This is a genomic window from Thalassovita mediterranea (assembly GCA_019448215.1).
In the GTDB taxonomy this organism is placed as follows: Bacteria; Pseudomonadota; Alphaproteobacteria; order Caulobacterales; family Hyphomonadaceae; genus Henriciella.
In genome coordinates, this window is sequence record CP080408.1 from 2497415 (window position 1) to 2517565 (window position 20151).

At 60.5% G+C, this 20151-nt stretch carries 23 protein-coding genes; 7 read left to right on the forward strand and 16 right to left on the reverse strand.

What is annotated here, in order from left to right; translation table 11 throughout:
• Positions 1 to 6 precede the first annotated feature (6 nt).
• Both KUV46_12240 and KUV46_12245 read left to right on the forward strand, forming a co-directional pair.
• Positions 7 to 1014 carry an aldo/keto reductase gene (locus KUV46_12240; protein QYJ00104.1) on the forward strand — a complete coding sequence of 336 codons (1008 nt, stop codon included), beginning with the start codon at positions 7 to 9 and terminating at the stop codon, positions 1012 to 1014.
• Positions 1015 to 1698 carry a DUF938 domain-containing protein gene (locus KUV46_12245; protein QYJ00105.1) on the forward strand — a complete coding sequence of 228 codons (684 nt, stop codon included), beginning with the start codon at positions 1015 to 1017 and terminating at the stop codon, positions 1696 to 1698.
• A 1-nt stretch (position 1699) separates the two neighbouring features.
• On the opposite strand, the gene KUV46_12250 is transcribed toward KUV46_12245, so the two are convergent.
• Genes KUV46_12250 through KUV46_12260 form a run of 3 tightly spaced genes read right to left on the reverse strand, consistent with a single transcriptional unit; the run spans position 1700 to position 4651 of the window.
• Positions 1700 to 2686 carry a zinc transporter ZntB gene (locus KUV46_12250; GenBank protein QYJ00106.1) on the reverse strand — a complete coding sequence of 329 codons (987 nt, stop codon included), beginning with the start codon at positions 2684 to 2686 and terminating at the stop codon, positions 1700 to 1702.
• Positions 2683 to 3117 (reverse strand): hypothetical protein, encoded by a 435-nt coding sequence (locus tag KUV46_12255; GenBank protein ID QYJ00107.1) that lies wholly within the window; start codon positions 3115 to 3117, stop codon positions 2683 to 2685. The genes KUV46_12250 and KUV46_12255 overlap by 4 nt, the downstream gene beginning before the upstream one ends.
• A gap of 25 nt (positions 3118 to 3142) precedes the next feature.
• A complete protein-coding gene (locus tag KUV46_12260; GenBank protein QYJ00108.1) occupies positions 3143 to 4651 on the reverse strand; it encodes an acetyl-CoA acetyltransferase in 1509 nt (502 codons plus the stop codon).
• Between the two features lie 116 nt (positions 4652 to 4767).
• On the opposite strand from KUV46_12260, the gene KUV46_12265 reads away from it, so the two are divergent.
• A complete protein-coding gene (locus KUV46_12265) occupies positions 4768 to 5745 on the forward strand; it encodes a DNA topoisomerase IB (GenBank protein ID QYJ00109.1) in 978 nt (325 codons plus the stop codon).
• A gap of 3 nt (positions 5746 to 5748) precedes the next feature.
• On the opposite strand, the gene KUV46_12270 is transcribed toward KUV46_12265, so the two are convergent.
• The 3 genes from KUV46_12270 to KUV46_12280 are packed head-to-tail and all read right to left on the reverse strand — an operon-like array spanning position 5749 to position 7414.
• A complete protein-coding gene (locus tag KUV46_12270; protein QYJ00110.1) occupies positions 5749 to 6084 on the reverse strand; it encodes an alkylphosphonate utilization protein in 336 nt (111 codons plus the stop codon).
• Entirely contained in the window at positions 6081 to 6710 is a 630-nt protein-coding gene (locus tag KUV46_12275) for a CoA transferase subunit B (GenBank protein QYJ00111.1), read from the reverse strand. Before KUV46_12275 ends, KUV46_12270 begins: the two co-directional genes overlap by 4 nt.
• Positions 6710 to 7414 (reverse strand): CoA transferase subunit A, encoded by a 705-nt coding sequence (locus tag KUV46_12280; GenBank protein QYJ00112.1) that lies wholly within the window; start codon positions 7412 to 7414, stop codon positions 6710 to 6712. Before KUV46_12280 ends, KUV46_12275 begins: the two co-directional genes overlap by 1 nt.
• 169 nt (positions 7415 to 7583) lie before the next feature.
• On the opposite strand from KUV46_12280, the gene KUV46_12285 reads away from it, so the two are divergent.
• Positions 7584 to 8252, forward strand: coding sequence for a hypothetical protein (locus KUV46_12285; protein ID QYJ00113.1), 669 nt, complete (start codon positions 7584 to 7586; stop codon positions 8250 to 8252).
• Between the two features lie 178 nt (positions 8253 to 8430).
• Here the strand turns inward: KUV46_12285 and groL are convergent, their stop codons facing one another.
• A complete protein-coding gene (gene groL / locus KUV46_12290) occupies positions 8431 to 10086 on the reverse strand; it encodes a chaperonin GroEL (GenBank protein QYJ00114.1) in 1656 nt (551 codons plus the stop codon).
• Between the two features lie 58 nt (positions 10087 to 10144).
• The gene (gene groES / locus KUV46_12295) at positions 10145 to 10432 is read right to left on the reverse strand and encodes a co-chaperone GroES (protein ID QYJ00115.1); all 288 of its coding nucleotides are present in this window, start codon (positions 10430 to 10432) and stop codon (positions 10145 to 10147) included.
• Between the two features lie 293 nt (positions 10433 to 10725).
• Here groES and KUV46_12300 point away from each other — a divergent pair, with 293 nt between their 5' ends.
• Positions 10726 to 10995, forward strand: a complete 270-nt coding sequence (locus KUV46_12300; GenBank protein QYJ00116.1) for an usg protein — start codon at positions 10726 to 10728, stop codon at positions 10993 to 10995.
• Positions 10996 to 11746: 751 nt separating this feature from the next.
• On the opposite strand, the gene KUV46_12305 is transcribed toward KUV46_12300, so the two are convergent.
• From KUV46_12305 to KUV46_12335, 7 genes are all read right to left on the reverse strand, one after another.
• Complete coding sequence (locus KUV46_12305) at positions 11747 to 12235, reverse strand: PaaI family thioesterase (GenBank protein ID QYJ00117.1); 489 nt, start codon at positions 12233 to 12235, stop codon at positions 11747 to 11749.
• A complete protein-coding gene (locus tag KUV46_12310; protein ID QYJ00118.1) occupies positions 12232 to 12603 on the reverse strand; it encodes a tRNA-binding protein in 372 nt (123 codons plus the stop codon). Before KUV46_12310 ends, KUV46_12305 begins: the two co-directional genes overlap by 4 nt.
• A 14-nt stretch (positions 12604 to 12617) precedes the next feature.
• On the reverse strand, positions 12618 to 13388 hold the full coding sequence (locus KUV46_12315; GenBank protein ID QYJ00119.1) for an SDR family oxidoreductase: 771 nt from the start codon (positions 13386 to 13388) through the stop codon (positions 12618 to 12620).
• A gap of 99 nt (positions 13389 to 13487) precedes the next feature.
• The gene (locus KUV46_12320; GenBank protein ID QYJ00120.1) at positions 13488 to 13841 is read right to left on the reverse strand and encodes a DUF423 domain-containing protein; all 354 of its coding nucleotides are present in this window, start codon (positions 13839 to 13841) and stop codon (positions 13488 to 13490) included.
• Between the two features lie 76 nt (positions 13842 to 13917).
• A complete protein-coding gene (locus tag KUV46_12325) occupies positions 13918 to 15420 on the reverse strand; it encodes an NAD(P)/FAD-dependent oxidoreductase (GenBank protein QYJ00121.1) in 1503 nt (500 codons plus the stop codon).
• A 106-nt stretch (positions 15421 to 15526) separates the two neighbouring features.
• Positions 15527 to 16996 (reverse strand): beta-lactamase family protein, encoded by a 1470-nt coding sequence (locus KUV46_12330; GenBank protein QYJ00122.1) that lies wholly within the window; start codon positions 16994 to 16996, stop codon positions 15527 to 15529.
• A gap of 62 nt (positions 16997 to 17058) precedes the next feature.
• Entirely contained in the window at positions 17059 to 17475 is a 417-nt protein-coding gene (locus KUV46_12335; protein QYJ00123.1) for a PaaI family thioesterase, read from the reverse strand.
• 98 nt (positions 17476 to 17573) lie between these two features.
• Here KUV46_12335 and KUV46_12340 point away from each other — a divergent pair, with 98 nt between their 5' ends.
• Positions 17574 to 17978: a hypothetical protein gene (locus KUV46_12340; protein ID QYJ00124.1), complete on the forward strand. Its 405-nt coding sequence runs from the start codon at positions 17574 to 17576 to the stop codon at positions 17976 to 17978.
• Between the two features lie 5 nt (positions 17979 to 17983).
• Positions 17984 to 19081: a hypothetical protein gene (locus KUV46_12345; protein ID QYJ00125.1), complete on the forward strand. Its 1098-nt coding sequence runs from the start codon at positions 17984 to 17986 to the stop codon at positions 19079 to 19081.
• On the opposite strand, the gene KUV46_12350 is transcribed toward KUV46_12345, so the two are convergent.
• Entirely contained in the window at positions 19078 to 20055 is a 978-nt protein-coding gene (locus KUV46_12350; GenBank protein ID QYJ00126.1) for a dipeptide epimerase, read from the reverse strand. The two genes, KUV46_12345 and KUV46_12350, sit on opposite strands and share 4 nt — an antisense overlap.
• Positions 20056 to 20151 lie beyond the last annotated feature (96 nt).

Consider the following 20151-nt stretch of genomic DNA (forward strand, 5'->3'; position numbering starts at 1 on the left):
GACGCCATGACGGACCGCAAGATTGGTGACACGATGGTCTGGCCCATCGGGCTTGGCTGTATGAACCTCAGCCATGCCTATGGGCCACCAACGGCACTCGAAGAGGCCTCGGCCCTGCTCAACGGCGCACTCGATCAGGGCTGCAACTTCCTCGACACGGCAACGATTTACGGCGCCGGCACGAATGAGGAACTGATTGCATCCTCAATCGGTCATCGGCGCAATGAGTACTTCCTCGCCAGTAAATGCGTGCTGGCGGTGAAGGATGGCAAGCGCGTGCTCGATGCGCGCCCAGAGTCGATCAAGGCGGCTTGCGACGCCAGCCTGAAGCGGCTCAATACGGACGTCATTGATCTCTATTACATGCACCGCCCGGACCCGAATGTGCCGATCGAGGACTCGGTCGGCGCGCTGTCTGAGCTAGTTGATGCAGGCAAGATCCGCTTCGTCGGTCTCAGCGAGATGGGGGCAGGGCTGGTGCGCCGGGCACATGCCGTGCACCCGATTGCCGCGCTTCAGACTGAGTATTCACTCTGGGTCCGCAATCCGGAGATTGCCGTGCTGGAGCTCTGCAAGGAGCTCGACATCGCCTTCGTGGCCTTCTCGCCAGTCGGCCGCGGCTTCCTTGCGGACCCGCCCTATGATCCGGCGAATATGCAGGACGGCGATATGCGCCGGCTCTTCCCGCGCTTCTCAGCGGAGAATTATCCCGGCAATCTCGCTTTGCTTGAGCAGGCACGCAGCCTCGCCTCGGAAGTCGGCTGCACCGTGGCGCAACTCGCGCTCGCCTGGCTGCTGGCGAAGGGAGATCACGTCCTCCCGATCCCCGGTACGACGCGTACAGATCACCTGAAAGACAATATCGAAGCAGGCCGCATCACGCTCCCGGCGCATATTGTTGAACAGCTCGATGCGCATTTCACGCCGCAGTCAGCGGTCGGTCCGCGCTATGCACCGCCAATGCAGGCAACGGTGGATACCGAGCGGTTCGAATTTGAGCGGGACGAGGCCTGAATGTCAGGCGACCAAGACGATATCGGCTCCAGCGGCAAATCCGTCGCGCTTGAGGCCCGCAATACCGGCGAGGACGGACGGCGCTATTCGCCATCGGCTGCGCGAAACGGCGAGGCGATCGGTGACGTGCTCGCCGCGAATATGCCGATTGATGGCCAGATTCTCGAAATCGCGTCCGGCACCGGTGAGCATGGCGCCCGGTTTGTTGAGCGTTTTCCAGAGCTTCGCTGGACTTACTCAGATCTCGACGAGATCAGCATGGCCAGCCAGGCCGCATGGGTGACGCACGCCAAGGCGGGTGACAGGCTTTCTGGTCCCGTCCGTATCGATGCTTCGGAGGAGAATTGGGGCGAAGCTGAGCGCCCGGGGAGCTTTGACGGCATCTTCTGCGCCAACATGGTCCACATCGCGCCGTTTGAAGCTGCCGAAGGCCTCGTCAAAGGGGCCGGGCGTCTTCTGAAGCCGGGCGGCAAGCTCATGCTCTACGGGCCATTTGCGCAGGATGGTGAAATCGCGCCGTCCAATGCTGCCTTCAGCGAAGACCTGAAGCGCCGCGACCAGAGCTGGGGCGTGCGCGACCTTGTGCAGGAAGTCCTGCCACTGGCCGTGAGGGCTGGCCTGACACTTGAGACCATCGTCGACATGCCCGCCAATAATCTGAGCGTCATTTTCCGCAAGGGATAATTTAGAGCCAGCGCATGCGCCTGAACAGCAAAAGCAGGCCAGCGGTGACGGCGCCCATGATCACGCAAAGGATCGTAAAGCCTAGCGGGCTCGCCGCACCTGGCATGCCGCCAAGGTTCACGCCGAACAGACCCGTCACAAATCCCAGCGGCAGGAAGACGGCCGAGATGATCGCCAGCACAAACAGGCGCTGGTTCATCCTTTCGGCGCGTTCCTCGACGACCTGTTCCTGAAGGACAAGAGAGCGCTCACGGATGGCATCTAGCTCTTCGCCAATACGTGTGACCCGGTCGCCAATTTCGCGCAGGTGAAGCACGTCGCCCTGCGAGAGGATGCCTTCACCCTCTCGCGCAAGGTGTGAGAGCGCCTCACGCTGGGGGATGATGTAACGGCGCAGCGCCAGTACTTTCCGGCGGAAGTTTGCAAGCGCTGTCTTCGGCAGGCTGGCGCCCGGCTGCAGCAATTCGTCCTCGAAATCGTCAGCTTGGCTGTCGAGTTCAGCGACGATTGGTTCGATCCTGTCGGTAAGGCGGGCCGCGATGAAGGTGATGATCGCGCCAGTCGATTCCGGCACGTCGCCCGCCATGATCTGGTCGCGCAGATCCTGAGCTGCGCGGATGTGGAAGGCCCGCAGCGACACGACGACATTTTCGGTCATCCAGATGCGGATGGCGATCATGTCTTCTGGTTGTGAGCCCTCATTGAGGTTCACACCGCGCAGATTGACGAGCAGGCCGGAGCCGTGCCGGATGCAGCGGGGGCGCGTATCCTCCTGAAGCAGAGAAGCGTCGATGACATCGTCGATGCCACTCGTCCCGGTCAGCCAGTCGCGCACCTCTGGCGACAGCCGGTTGAGGTGGAGCCAGCGATAGACGCCGGGGCGTTCGGCCGGGGCAGACTTTACGTCCTCCCAGCTCAGGCGTTTAACGCCGCCATCGCTGTCGAACTCAAAGCCATGAATAAGCGGCGTGGCGGACGGTTCGCTCATCTGCGGCGCTGTTCCATGGCGACATAGCCGAGCGCTTCGACCCAGACGATGACGTCCTCGCCGACGCCCTCATCACGCAGGAAAGCGGCGAAGGCCGGCATGAATTCCTGCGGGCGAGAGCAGAGGGCCACTGCATCATTGAGTTCTGGCAGGACGATCCTGTCAAAGTCGCGGGCCAGATCGGTAAAATCGTCCGCCAGCGTCGCGAGCTGGATCGCAAGAAGCGGCCCCGGATTCTCGATGTCGCCGGAAACCCGCCGCAGCGCCCTGATGGTGTCGAGGTTGGAATATGCGAAGCGTTCGAGGACCTGATCGGTCTTCCACTCGATCCATTCAGGCGTGCAGGGGTCTGGCTGTGTGACGCAGGCGGTCAGCGTGGCTGCCGCAACTGCGACACCGGCGAGGCGGGTGGATATGCGTCTGGATGTCATCCTTCAGACATACCGCACAGAGAGGTCACGCAAAGCTGAAATGTGTGACTTCACCTTCCGTTCGGGTCGTAACGCGCGCGCCGACGGGGCTTTCTTCCTCACGCAGGCGGTCTAGCGCGGCCGGATCTGCGACAGCGAGGAAACGCTTGCCTTCGTCGGTCCGCCCGAAGATGACGCCATGCTGCGGGCCATCGCGGCCATGCACCACCGTGTAGCTTTCCACCGTGCCGCCATCTGGTTGCGGATCAAGCTCGACCTGCTCGGTTGGCTTTGCCGACGGCGCGACTGGCTTGTAGGCATCCGGCCGCGTGGTGGACCAGACACCGACCGCTTCCTTGGTCATCCAGCCACCATTGGCGAGGACGAGGCCGAAGGCGCCTGCTTCATCACGCAGTTTGTGCGCCATTTCCGCAAGGCCATGCATGGAGTAGTTGTTGCCCGGCCCGCCAAAGAAGGGGAGCCCGCCCGTCAGTGTCAGGGGACGCTCATCGGTGAACGGGTCAATGCCCATGGCCGCCGTCGACGAGAAGACAGCGCATGGGAAACAGGAATAAAGGTCGAAATAGGCGATGCCGCCAGAGGTGCGGCCTGCCTGCTCAAGCGCGCGGGAGATAGCGGTTTCCATCGCCCAGGAGCCGTCAATCTTTGGACGGAGCGAGAGAAGGTCGTCGCTCGCCTCGCCGCCGCCATGGAGATAGACACGCTTGTCCTTGGCGACGCCCAGCTCATCTGCCTTCTCCTCGGACATGATAAGGATGGCGGCGCCCTGGTTCACCGCATCTTGCGCGATATGCCATTTCAGGAATGGGTCAGCGAACTCGTAATTCTTCGGCGACGGGGTCGCGAGAAACTCTTCCGAACGCTCCACTGGGAACTGGGAGTACTCATTCTTCGACGCGACTCTCGAGAAGGGGTGGAAAAGCTTTGCCATGGCTTCGCGCTGGCCAGACCGGGTGCGGCCTTCGCGGGCGGCAATCGCATTCTCGAACAGGGCGTAGAAGAAGGCCGGTGCGATCAGGCCGTGCTTGATCTCGGCGCGCGACAGCATCTCGCCGCCAAGACCGCGGTCTTCGTAGTCGGCGTCGTCGCTATCGGTCCAGTTGATCTCGACCTTGTTCTTCAGCGCACCCTTGGACGCGCGGTTGGCTTCGGAGCCTGCGACCAGCGCGACATCAAGTTCGCCTTCATAGATGCGGTTGGCCATTTCGTTGGCGAGGGCCTGCGGGCTCTGGCCGCCAACATCCGAATAGATGAGGCGGGCTGGCTTTGCGCCGATATCGCGCGCCAGCGTACCGGGCAGGTTGGTGTTGTGGCCGTGTGGGTGCTTTGCGCCGCGCACAGAGTCTTCGAAGATCCGCACGAAGGTCAGCGTGTCGATGGCGGAGGCTTCGATGCCTGCATCCTCGATGGCGGCTTTTGATGCCGTGACGGCGAGGCTGAGCGGCGATGGCGCGCCATCCGGGCCCTTGGTGCCGTCCCATTCGCTCATCGATTGTCCGACGCCGACCAGTACCGGCATTGACCCTTTAGCCATCTGAAAACTCCCTGAAATATCTCTGCGCACTGTCCGGTCTAGGCGGGCGGCTTGCAAGCCATGACGCTGCGCCAAATGGTGCAGGAACCGGCAGCGCTCTGGCAGGTTTTGACTTCATGCCTTTCTCACTCGCCCGCGAATCTCTCGACCCTGCTGATGCGGGTCTCGTCTATGTCTGCAGCTCGGAGCCTGGCTGGACGCGCCGCCCGCATGGTCGCGGCTTCACCTATCTCGACGAGCAGGGCGATGTCCTGAAGGGTGACGACAGGGAGAGGGCGGAAGCGCTCGTCCTGCCGCCAGCCTGGGCCGATGTCTGGATATGCAAGCAGCCGAAGGGCCATCTTCAGGCGACCGGCAAGGACGAGGCCGGGCGCACACAATACCGCTATCATGAGGACTGGCGCGCCCATTGTGAGGGCGTAAAGTTCTCTGACATGCTTGCTTTTGGCAGTGCCTTGCCGCGTATCCGCAAACGCGTGAAGGCCGTGCTTGAAGACCCTGAAGACCATGTTGAGCTCGCCACTGCCGCCATCGTCCGCCTGCTCGATAAGGGTGCCATCAGGGTCGGCTCTGAGCGGCACGCAAGGAACGGCACTTTCGGTGCGTCGACGCTCTACAAGCGCCACGTTCGCCAGACGGACGAAGACACCATCCGCCTCAAGTTCAAAGGCAAGGGCGGCAAGGAGCAGGAAGTCTCCATTTGCGATGAAAGTCTTGCCCATGCCGTTGGTGAACTCCAGTGCCTGCCGGGACAGTCGCTCTTTGACACGCCGGATGGGCATGTCGGATCGACCCGTGTGAACCGTTTTATCCGGGACGCAGGGGACGGGGGATTTACGGCGAAGGATTTTCGCACATGGGCTGGGTCAGTTGCTGCTGTCGAAGCGCTCCGCAAAGGCGCGAGCAGCATCAAGGGCATTTCCGAAGCCGCCGCAGAGCGGCTCGGCAATACGCCAACCATCGCCCGTAATTCGTATATCCATCCAAAGCTGGTGGAGATGGCCCGCAACGGCGAAACGCCGGATGCTGAGGCCGGGCCGGTTCGCCTACGCAAGGATGAGCGCAGGCTGTACGCGGTGCTTGAGGAAGGCTGAGTCTCAGGCCTTTTTGACGAACTCGGTCTTCAGCCCCATCTGGCCGATGCCGTCGATCTTGCAATCGATGTCGTGATCTCCGTCGACAAGGCGGATGTTCTTCACCTTGGTGCCGACTTTCACGACCGAGGAAGACCCCTTCACCTTCAGGTCCTTGATCACCGTGACAGTGTCACCGTCCTGAAGCTCTGTGCCGTTTGCGTCCCGCCAGACCTTGTGGTTCGGGTTGAGGGACGCGTCGGCGGACCATTCATGCGCGCATTCCGGGCAGACCAGCAGCTCACCATCCTCATAGGTGAAGGCAGAGCTGCAAGCCGGACATGGCGGAAGCGTGCTCAATTGACGATCTTCGCGGCGGTCTTCTCATAGACCTCATCGCGCTCGACGCCTGGGGCGAGTTCGATGATCTCGAGACCGCCATCGACCACGTCGAAGACGCCGAGGTCGGTGATGATGCGATTGACCACGCCCTTGCCGGTGAGCGGCAGGGTGCACTCCTTGATCAGCTTCGGCTCCCCCGATTTCGAGGTATGGTCCGTGATCACGACAATGCGTTTCACGCCGGCAACGAGGTCCATCGCCCCGCCCATGCCTTTGACCAGCTTGCCGGGGATCATCCAGTTGGCGAGGTCGCCGTTTTCGGCAACTTCCATGGCGCCAAGGATGGCCATGTTGATCTTGCCGCCGCGGATCATCGCAAAGCTCATGGAGCTGTCGAAGAAGGCGGTGTGGGGCAGCTCAGTGATGGTCTGCTTGCCGGCATTGATGAGGTCAGCGTCTTCCTCGCCCTCATAAGGGAAAGGGCCCATGCCCAGCATGCCGTTTTCAGACTGGAGCGTCACGGAAACGCCGTCCGGAATATAGTTTGCGACCAGCGTCGGGATGCCGATGCCGAGATTGACATACATTCCGTCTTCAAGCTCCTGCGCGGCGCGCTTGGCCATGTCATCACGTGTCCAGGGCATCAGGCGGTCTCCTTCTTCCGGGTCGTGCGTTGCTCGATGCGCTTTTCGAACTCGCCCTCTACAAGCCTGTGCACGAAGACGCCCGGCAGGTGGATGTGGTTCGGGTCAAGCTCACCCGGCTCGACGATTTCCTCGACTTCCATGACGCAGATCTTACCGCACATGGCGGCAGGCTCGTTGAAGTTACGCGCGGTCTTGCGGAAGATGGCGTTGCCGGTCGTGTCGGCTTTCCATGCTTTCACGATGGCGAGGTCAGCGAAGATGCCCTCTTCGAGAATGTATTTCTCGCCGTGGAATTCTTTCACTTCCTTGCCTTCGCCGATCTGCGTGCCGTAGCCGGTCTTGGTGTAGAAGCCCGCGATGCCAGCGCCGCCAGCGCGCATACGCTCGGCCAGCGTGCCTTGCGGGTTGAACTCCAGCTCCAGCTCTCCGCCGAGATACTGGCGCATGAATTCCTTGTTCTCGCCGACATAGGACGAGCCCATCTTCTTCACCTGCTTGCTCTCAAGCAGGACACCGAGACCGAAGCCGTCGACGCCTGCATTGTTGGAGTAGATGGTGAGGTCTTTGGTGCCCGCATCGCGGATGGCAGCGATGGAAAGCTCTGGAATCCCGCAGAGGCCAAAGCCGCCCGCAGCGATCGTCATGCCGTCAAATAGCACGCCATCAAGGGCGGCTGCGGCGCTGTCGTAAATCTTGCTCATGGGGCAAATGCTTACGCTTGGGGCAGGGGGCTTTCAAGGGACAGTTTACGTCAGGAAAGATGAACAGTTTCGCTCAGTCGTGCGACGTCGAAGTTTTTGGACGGGGCCATTGCGCGGGGATAATTTTCTATCCAGGGTGAAAACAGGAAATGGCTGATGGAGACACCCCATGCTGAAACACCTCGCTATACCTGCGCTCGTACTTGGGAGCTCGATTGGCATTATTAGCACGGCGAGCGCACAGGAGGATGAAAATCGTGCGCTTGTCATGGCGGAGGCAAATTATCTCTGCACGAAGACAGGTTCTGTCCGGATCGATAGCGGTTTCACGACTGAAGTGACGATCGATAATTCGACGAATATCTATCATGGGGGCAATGCCAAGACGATTTACGTGGTCGACGCGCCGGGCGGCGAGGGTTCAGTCGGCGCCGACGCGGGGGCCGGGGAAATCCGGACTTATCCGGCGGCCACGCGCAGGCTCTCGCGTACGCACCCTCTGAAGCGGCTGGATGAGCGTCTCGCGCTTTCGTTCAACGATTGGGGACAAGCACTGGCTGGCGAAACGACCGTCATCTTCACGCATGAAGATGGGAAGATCACTTATCGTGAGCGTGTCGATTTCGGTGGCGGGGCTGGCCGGTTCATCAACTGGGACCAGTACGGGACGTGCAAGCGGTTCACGTCGGATGCGGATTTGCCTCAGACCGTTGCAATGAAAGAGGGACTTTCTGGCGAAGCAGCCGAGACCTTTCTCGATGAGTGGGAAGCTGAAATTGAGGAGATGGTGGAGCAACAGCGCGGCGACGATCATTCAGGGGATGCGCCTTCAAATTAGGATCGGCAGCATCAATGAGTAGAAAAAGCCCGGCGCGTGGTGCGCCGGGCTTTCCTTTTTGCGTCTGGTGGGTGGGCTGGTGGCTCTTTTCTGACTGTCGCCAGTTTCGAGCCACTGCCGTGGCCTTCCAAACCTATTATCGATCCACTGGATCGATAATTCTGCTTCGCAGACCGGTTTAGAAGCCCATACCGCCCATGCCACCCATGCCGCCCATGCCGCCCATGTCCGGCATGCCACCGCCTTCGCCTTCTTTCTTAGGCGCTTCGGCGATACCAGCTTCGGTGGTGATCAGCAGGGCCGCGACGGAAGCAGCGTTCTGAAGGGCAGAGCGCACGACCTTTGCCGGGTCGATGATGCCCATCTTGTACATGTCGCCATACTCTTCGGTCTGGGCGTTGAAGCCGTATGCGCGATCCTTGTTGGCAAGGACGTTTGCAACGACGACAGAGCCTTCGAGACCGGCATTGTTGACGATCTGACGGATCGGCGCTTCGAGGGCGCGGCGAACGATGTCGATACCGGCTTGCTCGTCTGGGTTCTCACCCTTCACGTCGATATTCTGAGCGGCGCGGAGCAGGGCAGAGCCACCGCCCGGGATCACGCCTTCTTCCACAGCAGCGCGGGTTGCGCTGAGGGCGTCGTCGACGCGGTCCTTACGCTCTTTCACTTCGACTTCGGTTGCGCCGCCGACCTTGATCACGGCAACACCGCCAGCGAGCTTGGCAAGGCGCTCCTGGAGCTTCTCCTTGTCATAGTCCGAAGAGGTGTCTTCGATCTGCTTCTTGATCTGGCCAACGCGGGCTTCGATCTCGTCCTTGGAACCAGCACCATCGACGATCGTGGTGTTGTCCTTGTCGATCTCGACTTTCTTGGCGGTGCCGAGCATGTCGAGCGAGATGTTCTCAAGCTTGATGCCGAGGTCTTCGGAGATGACCTGGCCACCGGTGAGGACAGCGATGTCCTGCAGCATGGCCTTGCGGCGGTCGCCGAAGCCAGGGGCCTTCACAGCTGCAACCTTGAGGCCGCCGCGCAGCTTATTGACGACGAGCGTTGCGAGGGCTTCGCCATCGACGTCTTCAGCGATGATCAGCAGTGGGCGCTGGGACTGAACGACCTGCTCGAGGATCGGCAGCATCGGCTGGAGCGAAGAAAGCTTCTTCTCGTGCAGCAGGATGTATGGGTCTTCGAGTTCGACAGCCATCTTCTCCGGGTTCGTCACGAAGTACGGGGAGAGGTAGCCGCGGTCGAACTGCATGCCTTCGACGACGTCGAGTTCGGTTTCGAGGGATTTTGCTTCCTCGACCGTGATGACGCCTTCATTGCCGACTTTCTCCATCGCATGCGCGATCATGTCGCCGATTTCCTTGTCGCCATTGGCGGAAATCGAACCGACCTGTGCGATTTCGGAATTCTCTTTCACCTTGCGCGAATGATGCGCGAGGTCGGAGATCACTTCAGCAACGGCCTTGTCGATACCGCGCTTCAGGTCCATCGGGTTCATGCCGGCGGAAACGCGCTTCATGCCTTCGCGGACGATGGCCTGAGCGAGAACCGTCGCGGTCGTGGTGCCGTCGCCAGCAACGTCGTTTGCCTTGGAAGCAACTTCGCGCAGCATCTGTGCGCCCATGTTCTCGAACTTATCCTCAAGCTCGATTTCCTTGGCGACGGTGACGCCATCCTTGGTCGTGCGCGGTGCGCCGAAGGACTTCTCGATGACGACGTTACGGCCTTTAGGGCCGAGGGTGACTTTTACAGCGTTTGCGAGCGTGTCGACGCCCTTCAGCATGCGCTCGCGCGCATCCGTGCTGAACTTTACGTGTTTAGCAGCCATGGCTGTCTTCCTTCCTGAAATTCAGTTCGAAGTTTGTGTTTGGAAAAAGGGGGAGCGCTTACTCGACGATGCCGAGAATGTCGCTTTCCTTCATGATCAGAAGATCCTGGCCGTCGATCTTCACTTCCGTGCCGGACCATTTGCCGAACAGGACGCGGTCGCCAGCTTTGACTTCCAGCGGGATGATCTCATTGTCGTCACCGCGAGCGCCGGAGCCAACAGCGACGATTTCGCCTTCCTGTGGCTTTTCCTTTGCGGTGTCCGGAATGATGATCCCGCCAGCGGTTTTGGCTTCTTCTTCAACGCGTTTTACGAGAACGCGGTCATGCAGAGGACGGAATTTCATTTGATCACTTACCTTTGGTTTCGCCCCGGCGGGGCAATATGTTCTTTTGTGTTAGCACTCACAGAGGGCGACTGCTAACGGCGCTGAGTTAGGAGCGCTGCCAAGCCACGTCAACACCCCGGACAGCGAAATTTTTTGTCGAGAAGGCCGATTTTCGAGCTCGCGGCGCAGGCGCAATTAGCAGCCATGGTCGGCGGCTGCCAACACGCTGAAATCGTTGAAAAATATTGACAGCCTCATGAGGTCTCGCAAACTCCGGAATAGTGAGTCCGTCAACAATAGGAGGCATTCGGATGGCAGATGATGATTTCAGGGATCGACTGAAAGGCGGCGGCCTTTTGACGGCGGAAGTGCTCTATTACAGACCGGATTATCCAAGCCTTCTCCAGAGTTTTGTCTGGCAGACAGTGGACATCGCCCCGAAGTTTCCCCGGCTTGCCGGTTTCCTTGATCGCTGGCGCCGGGAGATCGATGCTGTGATCCACTCGGTCAACATCGCACATTCGGATCTTCTCAAACCCGCTGAAGTGCGCCTCGTTGGGGACAGCCTGAAACTTCACTAGCGATTTAGCCAAACACCAATATCGCCACGCGGGACTTCCCGCTGGCGGTGCGCTTTTACTCTCGCCCTGAAGTGACAGGGCCGGGCGCGTCCAGGGTGGACGCTTTAGGTAATGCCAGCCTTTCGGCGTGGCTGTAGAGCGTGCGCCATGGACGCGCCCTTGCGAAGGGTATCGACCGTTCGGATGTCTCACTCCCGGCCCGTCTCGGAAACATTTTCGTACACAGGACAGCCTGCGCAGCACTGATTACCCCACATGACGCCGACCACATGGCAGGGGCGTTACACCCCGCCCGCAGCACCGGTCACCTTCGCACTCCGCTCATGGGCAGCGTTGGCCGCGCAAGAGCCCTCCCGTCTCTGCCAGCGCGCGCCGGGGTCTGTACCGGCACGTGCAGCTTTGATGAGAACCAACACCTTCCGGTCGGTCCGGACCGCCCTGTCTGGTGATGGGAGGCGTGTAGTATGGGGCGGGTTTGTGAGGGTGGGGATGGATTTGTTTTGTCCCACAGCCCCCTTCGACCTGCTTCGCAGGCCACTTCCCCCGCATGCGGGGGAAGAAGAGCACCATTAGCGGTGCGCTTTCGCCCCCGCTTTCCGTAGATGCCTGCGTCCTTCGGCTTCGCTCAGGATGAGGGGCAGGCATCCATGGTGGGACCCAAAGCCGGAAGCTAACGGTTCAGCCGAAGCACCTTGGACCCCAGCCTTCGCAGGGGTTGTCGGGACGTGGGGCCGAGGAAAAGTCCGCCTTCCTAATCCCTTGGGCCGTGAATGGCTTCCACCGTACGGATGGCTTTCCAGGCGAGTACTTTTACCAGCAGTTTGCCTTCGGCATTGCGCCACTCGGCTTCGATATAGCCTGTCGATTTCGAGCGGTTCACGACATGCGCCTTGATGGTGATGTCGCCGTGACTGACGGGCCGGAAGAGCTTGATCTGGAGGTCCTGCGTGGTGAAGGCCTCACCGTCGGTGAGGGCGGAGAACATGCAGATGGAGACGACGTGGTCGGACAGGGCGCCGACCCAGCCGCCAAAAGCGCGGCCCGGCTGGATGTCGTGGCTGCCATCGTTTGGCCAGACATAGTGGACGCGGCCCGGCTCGATTTCCTTCAGCCAGTCTTCGGGCATGATGCCGAGCTTGGCGATGCCTTTTGGCTTGCTTGGCCAGTCGCCGGAGCTGATCCCCTTCAGGAAGCCCTGAAACATCGGCGAATAGTCTTCTGGATTATAGGCGAGGCTCATGCGAGGCGGGCTCCGTTCGGGACTGGCGTATCTGGTGCGGCCAGCACAATCGCGCCGCCGTCGTCGGGGAAGCCAAGGGTCAGGACTTCGGACATGAACTTGCCGATCTGGCGTGGTGGGAAGTTCACCACGGCCATGACCTGACGCCCGACAAGCTGTTCGGGCGTGTAGTGTTCGGTGATCTGGGCCGAAGATTTCTTTTCGCCGACGCCCGGGCCAAAATCGATCAGCAGACGGATGGCAGGCTTGCGTGCGCCCTCGAGCGGAGCCGCTTCCAGCACTGTGCCGATGCGCACATCGATCTGGCGGAACGTGTCGAAATCGGTCGGAGCTGCCGGGCCATCGCCCGGCAGGTCTACCTTATGCATGGATCTGGTCTTTCCTAGACGATGACCGAGCCGCCATCGACGACGATCATCTGGCCGGCCATGTATTTGCCAGCGTCAGATGCGAGGAAGACGGCTGCGCCGGCAATATCGACCGGGTCACCGATGCGACGCATTGGCGTGCCTTTTTCGATGCGGGCGGCGTTTTCTGGGTTTTCCCAGAGCGCCTTGGCGAAGTCGGTCTTGATGAGGCCGGGGGCGACGCAGTTGACGCGGATATTGTGCGGGCCGAGCTCGATCGCATAGTTGCGGGCAAGCTGGAAATCAGCTGCCTTGGAGATGTTGTAGGCGCCGATGACAGGAGAGCCCTTGAGGCCACCAATCGACGAGATGATCACGATTGCGCCGTCCTTGCGCTCTTTCATCTCTGGCGCGACCATCTGGATCAGCCAGTGATTGGATATGATGTTGTTGGAGAGGATTTTCTCGAACTGTTCGTCGCCAATCTCTTCCATCGGGCCGTAATACGGGTTGGAGGCGGCGTTGCAGACGAGAATGTCGATCTTGCCGAAAGAGGCGCGCGTCTCGTCCACGAGGTGCTGAAGCTCATCCTTGGAGGAGATGTTGGCCGGCACAGAGATCGCCGTGCCTGCGCCGTGCTTTTCGTTCAGCGCTTCAGCGACTTCCTGACAGGGGCCTGGCTTGCGCGAGGAAATGACGACCTTTGCGCCTTGCTCTGCCATCTCTTCGGCGATCGATTTGCCGATGCCGCGGGACGAGCCGGTGATGAGCGCGACCTTGCCGGTGAGATCGAAAAGACTGGCCATGGTTTCCTCCATTTATTTCACATGTGCAGTATCTGGCGCCGCACCATATTCAAATCGCGCGCGCTGCCAATACCTTGCGGAAACCTGATGGAGTGAAACTCAGCTGCGTAGGGCCGCGACCGCGAAGAGGGCCCAGCCAATGAGCAGGCCGACACCGCCAATCGGGGTGATGGCGCCAAACCAGCGCGGGGCGCCGAGCGTCATGGCGTAGAGCGTGCCGGAGAAGATCAGAGCGCCAATGATCATGGCCCAGCCGCCCGCAGAGAAGAGTCCCGTGCGGCCTGACAGGCTCGCTGCGAAGACGGCGACCGCATGAACAAGAAGATAGAGCGTGGCGGTTTCCCACCAGCCGCGGCTTTCCGGGGTGAACCGGCCAGACATGCCATGCGCGCCGAATGCGCCGAGGGCGACACCGGCAAAACCGAGGACTGAAGAGATAAGGGTCAACGCCATTTGGGGCCTCCAGCCAGCAGTCCTAGGGCAGGCAGCTGGAGGCCATCAATGGTGCATTCCGTCTCAGTCGGCTCGATCAGGCGGCGTTCGCTGAGGCCTTCCCGACAAGCTGGCCTGAGGCGTCTTCATAGACGAGGGAAGCCTCATCGAGGTCGACCTCCGGAAGGGCGTCCTTCTCGTGCCAATAGTCCTGCGTGTGCTGCCATTCAGGATGATCGATCCGCTTCGGCATCAGGTGCTGGCCGCGCTGCAGATAGCCGGGGTTGAAGTCGACTGCGTCCATCCAGCTCATCCGTTCGAGACTGCGTTCGGTTGCAGGCACTTGCGGGCGCACTTCGGCGGCGCCGGTCTGGTCCATATGCTCCAGCAGGCGGACCATGAAGTCGCCGAGCAGGTCGACACGCAGCGTCCAGCTTGCGCGGAAATAGCCGAAGACGAAGAGCATGTTCGGCACATCCTCAACCATCATGCCGCGCCAGGTGAGCCGGTCATTGAAGTCGACCGTCTCGCCATCGACCACGAAGGGAATGTTGCCCAGGAATTTGAGATTGAAGCCCGTCGCCGAGATGATGATGTCGGCTTCGAGCACTTCGCCAGATTTGAGTTTGATGCCTTCCGGGACAAAGCGGTCGATATGGTCGGTCACCACACTGGCCTTGCCGCTGGCAATGCCCTGGAAGATGTCGCCATCGGGCACGAAGGCGATGCGCTGGCGCCATGGCCGGTAATTCGGCGTAAAGTGCTTCATGTCGAAGTCTTCGCCGAGGAAGGCTTTGACCGCTTCCAGCAGTTCGCCCTTCACGGCATCCGGCTCTTCCTTGGCGCGCTGGGTGAAGTCGCGCTGGTCGACGAGAACCTTCTTGCGGATGATTGTGTGGATCCATTCCTCATCGATCTCGAGCCGGCGAAGCTCGTCTGCGAGTTCATTGATGTTGCGGCCCGGCGCGAAATAGGTCGGTGAACGCTGGAGCAGCGTGACGTGGGCGCAGTCGCCCGCAATGTTCGGCACCAGCGTGGCGGCAGTTGCGCCAGAGCCGATGACGACGACTTTCTTGCCGGAAAGGTCGATATTGTCCGGCCAGTTCTGCGGGTGAACGATCTCTCCCTTGAAGCTGTCCATGCCGTCCCAGTCGGGCGTGTAGCCTTTGTCGAGATCGTAATAGCCCTGACACATCCAGAGGAAGCGCGCCTTTAAGGTGTGCTCGCCGTCAGGGGTCTCATAGGTAACCGTGTAGAGCTTTTCAGCCGAGGACCATTCGGCCTTGGTGATCTTGTGATTGTAGTGGATGAGCGGGGCGAGGCCGTTCTCTTCGATGAACTCGCCCATATAGGTGAGGATCTCTTCGGCCGTGGCGATGGGCGGGCCGGTCCATGGCTTGTCGCGGTAGCCGAAGGTGTAGAGGTCGCTGTCAGAGCGGATGCCGGGATAGGTGTGCACCTTCCACGTGCCGCCAAAGCCGTCCAGCGCCTCAAAGACGGCGACCTTCTTGCCCGGGCAGCGGGTTTTCATGTGGCGGGCTGCTCCAACGCCGGAAATACCGGCACCGACGATGAGCACATCGAGTATCTGTTCGCTCACTTTTGTCCTCCCTTGGACATTCTTTTGGCGTAGCCTAGCACCGCTGAAGCCGTCCGACATAGGGGAGAGTGCCTATGTCGCGGGGGAACGCTTCGACTGGCGAGGTTTAATCCTCGCGCCTGTAGCTGCGATAGCTATGCTGGACGAGCGAAACGATATTGCCGTCGCCATCGCGCTCGAAGATGACGGGCTCGCCTTCGGTCTCATCGTCACGTTCGCGGTAAAAGCGATCGCCTTCCTCATGGACATAGATTTCCATGTTCTTCACCGGATCGGCGTCGAAAACTGAAATCGAAAAGAGTTTGCCGTCGTCGATGCCGATATAGCGGTCCCAGTCATAATTGGGGGTGGCGTAGTAGCCTTCATACTGGCTGAGATCGATGTCGGGCGTGTCGGCTTCGGCCTGATCCTCGTCTTCGCCGCTGTCGTCATCCTTGCCATAGAGGCCGGTCACTTTGTCGTTCAGGAAATCATAGGCAAGGCGTGTATAGGTGCCGGGCGATACGTCGTTCGCCGTCATCATCATCACATAGCCGGTCCTGTCTGGAAGGCGCATTGCAAAATCGGTGCGCGCGCCGGGGCAGTAGCCACCATGCCCCCAGAGCGTTTTCTCGCCCCAGCGCCGCGCCCCATAGGCAAGACCCCAGGCCGGATCCTCAAAGTCGGGCCCGACCCAGTGAACGCGTTGCATGTTGCCGAGCGTGGTCGCCTTCAGGATTTCCTCGCCGCCCGTTTCATGCAGCCGGAAGTGCCAGCTGGCAAACTTCGCCATGTCGTTGACGCTGGATGCGATCCCCGCAGCGGGTGCATAGGCGCGGAAGCTGTGCTCCTGAACCGGAGCGCGCTCTCCATTGGCGTTGCGGACATAGTAACCGCGGGCAAAGCCATTTCCGACTTCCTCGAAAGGCATGTCGGTGCGTGTTTCGCCCATGCCGAGTGGGGCAAGGATCGTATCATTGACGTATTCGCCCCAGGTCTTGCCGCTCGCCCCGGCGATGGCTTCACCGATCAGCGCCATGCCAAGGTTGGAATACTGCCAGTGATCATAGGGGCGGTAGAGCTGATCGTGGGCGCTGGTGCTGGCCATCAGCGTCTCTGCGTCCGGAAAGGACGTGTCGGCCCAGAAGTCCTCGACCCCTTCGCGTGGAAGGCCTGAGACATGGCTCAATATATTGCGCAGGGTTGCAGTCTCTTCAGCGCCTGTCTCGTCGCTTGGTCCCTCGGTGTCGAGATAGGTGAAGATGGTTTCATCGAGGTCCAGACTGCCGTCCTCAACCAGCGACATGGCAGCGACGCCGTTGAAGAGTTTCGAAACCGAACAGATGCTGAAAACTGTATCGCCGCTGACCGGCGTGCCCGTTTCGAGGTCCTCAACGCCGTAATTGTAGGACCAGACAAGTTGTTGATCGTGGATGAGGCCGATGGCGGCCCCTGGTACGGCCTCTTTCTCTAGCCGGGCATCGATGATTGCTGCGAGGGCCCGATAACGCGACTCAAGCTGCTCCTCGGCGGATTGGGCGCCTGATGGAAGAACAAGAGCGGCCGCGCAGGCGCCGCCAAGAACAAGACGTTTCATCATCATACCCTCCAGTCGTTTCTCAGAGGGCACATTAGCAAAGGAATCGCGCGTGACGAGATTTATTCGGCCGGGATCGAATAGGTCACGATGACGTGGCTTGCGACCTTGTCAGAGCCTTCGGCGCGAATCTCCACCTCGGCGACGGCGAGTGTCTTTCCGAGCTTCATCAGCTTTGCCTCTGCGATGACGGCTTCGCCGATACAGGGGCGCAGGAAGTTGATGTTGAGGTTGCTCGTCACCGTCATCGGCGTAATCCCGAGGCGTGTGAAGATCGCCATATAGGTAACGCTGTCAGCCATGGTCATCTGCGTCGGCCCGGAGATATAGCCGCCGGGGCGCAGGTGTTCGGGGCCTGCCTTCAGGCGCATGATGGCGTGGCCGTCCTCCATCAGAATGACTTCGGACCGGTTCTGGGAATTGTTGAAGGCCTTGGCGAGAAAGGCGTTTGCTTCCTCCACAGTAACTTTAGACGTCATGTCTCTCCCCGCGTCAGTGATTGATCCCGGTCTCCGGTTTCGACAGTGTAGGCAAGAGGAAAGACCCGCCAAGAGGTCACGATAGGGAAGGAAACCGGATGTACGATCCGCTGGAGGGGTCACACACGGCACCGAAATTTGCTGCGCCCGACCCGGGTGAGGCCGCCCGCTGGTACGAAAAGCATCTCGGCTTTCGGACCGCCGTTTTTGATGATGGGAATTACGCTATTGTCCGGCGCGGCAAACTTGCGCTGCATCTATGGAAATGCGCGGACCGGGCGATTGCCGAGAATACCGCCTGCTACACCGAAATTGCGTGTGTCGAGCATCTCGACCTGCTTCATGCCGAATGGCTGGAAGCGTCGACCTATAGCGACTTCGTGCCAGGGCGCATCGAGGCTGAACCAAAGGATCAGCCCGGCCATGGCATGCGCGAATTTCATCTCTGGGACCCTGCCGGAAACCTTATCGGGTTCGGCGCAAGTATAGACAAGAAAGGCTAGCCAGCATGCTTACATGGGGCGACGAATATCCGATCCACCAGACACCCGAACCGGTCTGGGTCGCAGGGTCTGACCGCAATTTCTACGACCGCTACTTTTTCAATGGCTATTCGAAGGATGGCTCTGTCTTCTTCGGCGCGGCCTTTGGCGTCTATCCGCACCTCAACATCATGGATGGCGCGTTTTCCGTCCTGAAGGACGGGGTTCAGCATTCGGTTCACCTGTCGCGGGTCATGCACCACGAGCGGATGGATACGCGCGTCGGGCCAATGAAGATCGACGAGCTCCAGCCGCTTCACTCGGTGAAGATCACGCTGAAGGGCGCTGAGGGTATCTCGGGCGAGCTGACTTTTGAAGGGCGCCACTTCCCGGTTGAGGAGCCACGCTTCCAGCGCCGCTCAGGCTCGCGCACGGTGATGGATGTCACCCGCATGACGCAGAACGGCTACTGGAATGGCTGGATCGAGGTGGATGGTGAGCGCATCGAGGTGTCGAGCTATTACGGCACGCGCGACAGAAGCTGGGGTGTACGGCCAATCGGGGCGCAGGACCCGCAGCCTGTCGTTCCGGAAAAGCCGTTCCAGTTCTACTGGGTCTGGACGCCGCTCAATTTCGAGAATCTCGCCGTCTATTTCCACGTCAATGAGGACGAGAAGGGCGAGAGCTGGAATACGCGCGCTGTGCTTGGCATGGACGGCGCCGATGCGGACGGTCTGATGCATCTCGATCATCCGAAATTCTCGGCTGAGTATGAGGCCGGCACGCGGCGCATCAGCAAGGGCCTGCTTGAGGTCACTGATACGCAAGGCCGCCTGCACAAGGTGCATTATGAGCCGCTTTCCATCTTCCAGATGAAGGGGCTTGGCTATGGCCATCCGAGCTGGGGCCACGGCGTCTATAAGGGCGAGTATGCGATCGAGCGGGAGGACTTCAAGCCGGGCGTGATGACCTGGAAGGAGCCGACCAATCTGCACATCCAGGCGATCTCCAAGGTCACCCATGAAGGCCCTGACGGAAAATCGTCAGAAGGGATCGGCGCGCTGGAGCAGCTCTTTATCGGGCCGCATGCGCCATCTGGCTGGAAGGACGTTCTGGACGCCTAGCCCCAGAGGTCTCTTGAGGGCGGGAAAACGGTTCCGCCCTCATATTTCAGGCCGTGCTCGACATCCTTGGAGAGCCAGAGCGGGCCATCAAGATCGACGGCGTCGGCGAGCGTACCGAGAAGAACGGCCGGGGCCATGCTGATGGAGCCTGCCACCATGCAGCCGACCATGACGCCGAGACCGCAGGCCTTCGCCTCGCGGACCATGGCGATGGCTTCGGTGAGGCCGCCGGTCTTGTCGAGCTTGACGTTCACCGCGTCGTAAAGCCGGGCGAGGTCCTGCACCTGCTCCCGTGTATGGGCGCTCTCATCAGCGCAGATCGCGACTTCCGGCGGGCGCTTCAGGAGCGCGCCATCTTTGCCATCAGCAAAGGGCTGTTCGATCAGGACGACGCCGAGCGTGGCGGCTTCACGGGCAAGACCGGGCAGGGCGCCAGCTTCCAGCTGTTCGTTTGCATCTAGAATGAGGCGGGCGTCTGGACGGGCTTCGTGGACGGCGCGTACGCGGTCCATATCGCCGTCGCCGCCAAGCTTGACCTTAAGCAGTTTGCCGGGCGCCTCGCTGGCTGCTTTCGCCATCTCATCTGCGCTGGAGAGGACGATGGTCACGGCCGTTTCCAACGGTGCCGGGTCTGGCAGGCCTGCGAGCTGCCAGACGGGTTTGCCCGTCCGCTTGGCCTCAAGATCCCACATGGCGCAGTCGACGGCGCAGCGCGCTGCACCGGCAGGCATGAGGGTCTGGAGATCTTCCCGCGTGAGGCCGCCTTCGATGGCAGCGCGGTGTTCTTCTATGGCAGCGATGACGCTTTCGAGCGTTTCGCCATAGCGTCCATAGGGCACGCTTTCGCCGCGGCCCGCCGCGCCATCGTGCTGCAGTGTTACGAGCACTGATTCGGCAGACGTCTTGGCGCCACGTGAGATGGAAAATTCCCGCGCCAGCGGGGATGAGACGTGCTCAATTGAAAGCGTGATCATATGCAATAAGCTCTAGCTGTATTGCCGGATGTTGTAAGCAGCTTGCTGTCATGCTCAAGGTCCGCGCGCGTAGACGCTTGTGAGCGAGAAACAGGA

Coding starts and splice junctions, on each gene's coding strand:
- KUV46_12240 (QYJ00104.1), top strand. CDS start 7: ATGACGGACCGCAAGATTGGTGACACGATGGTCTGGCCCATCGGGCTT.
- KUV46_12245 (QYJ00105.1), top strand. CDS start 1,015: ATGTCAGGCGACCAAGACGATATCGGCTCCAGCGGCAAATCCGTCGCG.
- KUV46_12250 (QYJ00106.1), bottom strand. CDS start 2,686: ATGAGCGAACCGTCCGCCACGCCGCTTATTCATGGCTTTGAGTTCGAC.
- KUV46_12255 (QYJ00107.1), bottom strand. CDS start 3,117: ATGACATCCAGACGCATATCCACCCGCCTCGCCGGTGTCGCAGTTGCG.
- KUV46_12260 (QYJ00108.1), bottom strand. CDS start 4,651: ATGGCTAAAGGGTCAATGCCGGTACTGGTCGGCGTCGGACAATCGATG.
- KUV46_12265 (QYJ00109.1), top strand. CDS start 4,768: ATGCCTTTCTCACTCGCCCGCGAATCTCTCGACCCTGCTGATGCGGGT.
- KUV46_12275 (QYJ00111.1), bottom strand. CDS start 6,710: ATGCCCTGGACACGTGATGACATGGCCAAGCGCGCCGCGCAGGAGCTT.
- KUV46_12280 (QYJ00112.1), bottom strand. CDS start 7,414: ATGAGCAAGATTTACGACAGCGCCGCAGCCGCCCTTGATGGCGTGCTA.
- KUV46_12285 (QYJ00113.1), top strand. CDS start 7,584: ATGCTGAAACACCTCGCTATACCTGCGCTCGTACTTGGGAGCTCGATT.
- groL (QYJ00114.1), bottom strand. CDS start 10,086: ATGGCTGCTAAACACGTAAAGTTCAGCACGGATGCGCGCGAGCGCATG.
- groES (QYJ00115.1), bottom strand. CDS start 10,432: ATGAAATTCCGTCCTCTGCATGACCGCGTTCTCGTAAAACGCGTTGAA.
- KUV46_12300 (QYJ00116.1), top strand. CDS start 10,726: ATGGCAGATGATGATTTCAGGGATCGACTGAAAGGCGGCGGCCTTTTG.
- KUV46_12305 (QYJ00117.1), bottom strand. CDS start 12,235: ATGAGCCTCGCCTATAATCCAGAAGACTATTCGCCGATGTTTCAGGGC.
- KUV46_12310 (QYJ00118.1), bottom strand. CDS start 12,603: ATGCATAAGGTAGACCTGCCGGGCGATGGCCCGGCAGCTCCGACCGAT.
- KUV46_12315 (QYJ00119.1), bottom strand. CDS start 13,388: ATGGCCAGTCTTTTCGATCTCACCGGCAAGGTCGCGCTCATCACCGGC.
- KUV46_12320 (QYJ00120.1), bottom strand. CDS start 13,841: ATGGCGTTGACCCTTATCTCTTCAGTCCTCGGTTTTGCCGGTGTCGCC.
- KUV46_12330 (QYJ00122.1), bottom strand. CDS start 16,996: ATGAAACGTCTTGTTCTTGGCGGCGCCTGCGCGGCCGCTCTTGTTCTT.
- KUV46_12335 (QYJ00123.1), bottom strand. CDS start 17,475: ATGACGTCTAAAGTTACTGTGGAGGAAGCAAACGCCTTTCTCGCCAAG.
- KUV46_12340 (QYJ00124.1), top strand. CDS start 17,574: ATGTACGATCCGCTGGAGGGGTCACACACGGCACCGAAATTTGCTGCG.
- KUV46_12345 (QYJ00125.1), top strand. CDS start 17,984: ATGCTTACATGGGGCGACGAATATCCGATCCACCAGACACCCGAACCG.
- KUV46_12350 (QYJ00126.1), bottom strand. CDS start 20,055: ATGATCACGCTTTCAATTGAGCACGTCTCATCCCCGCTGGCGCGGGAA.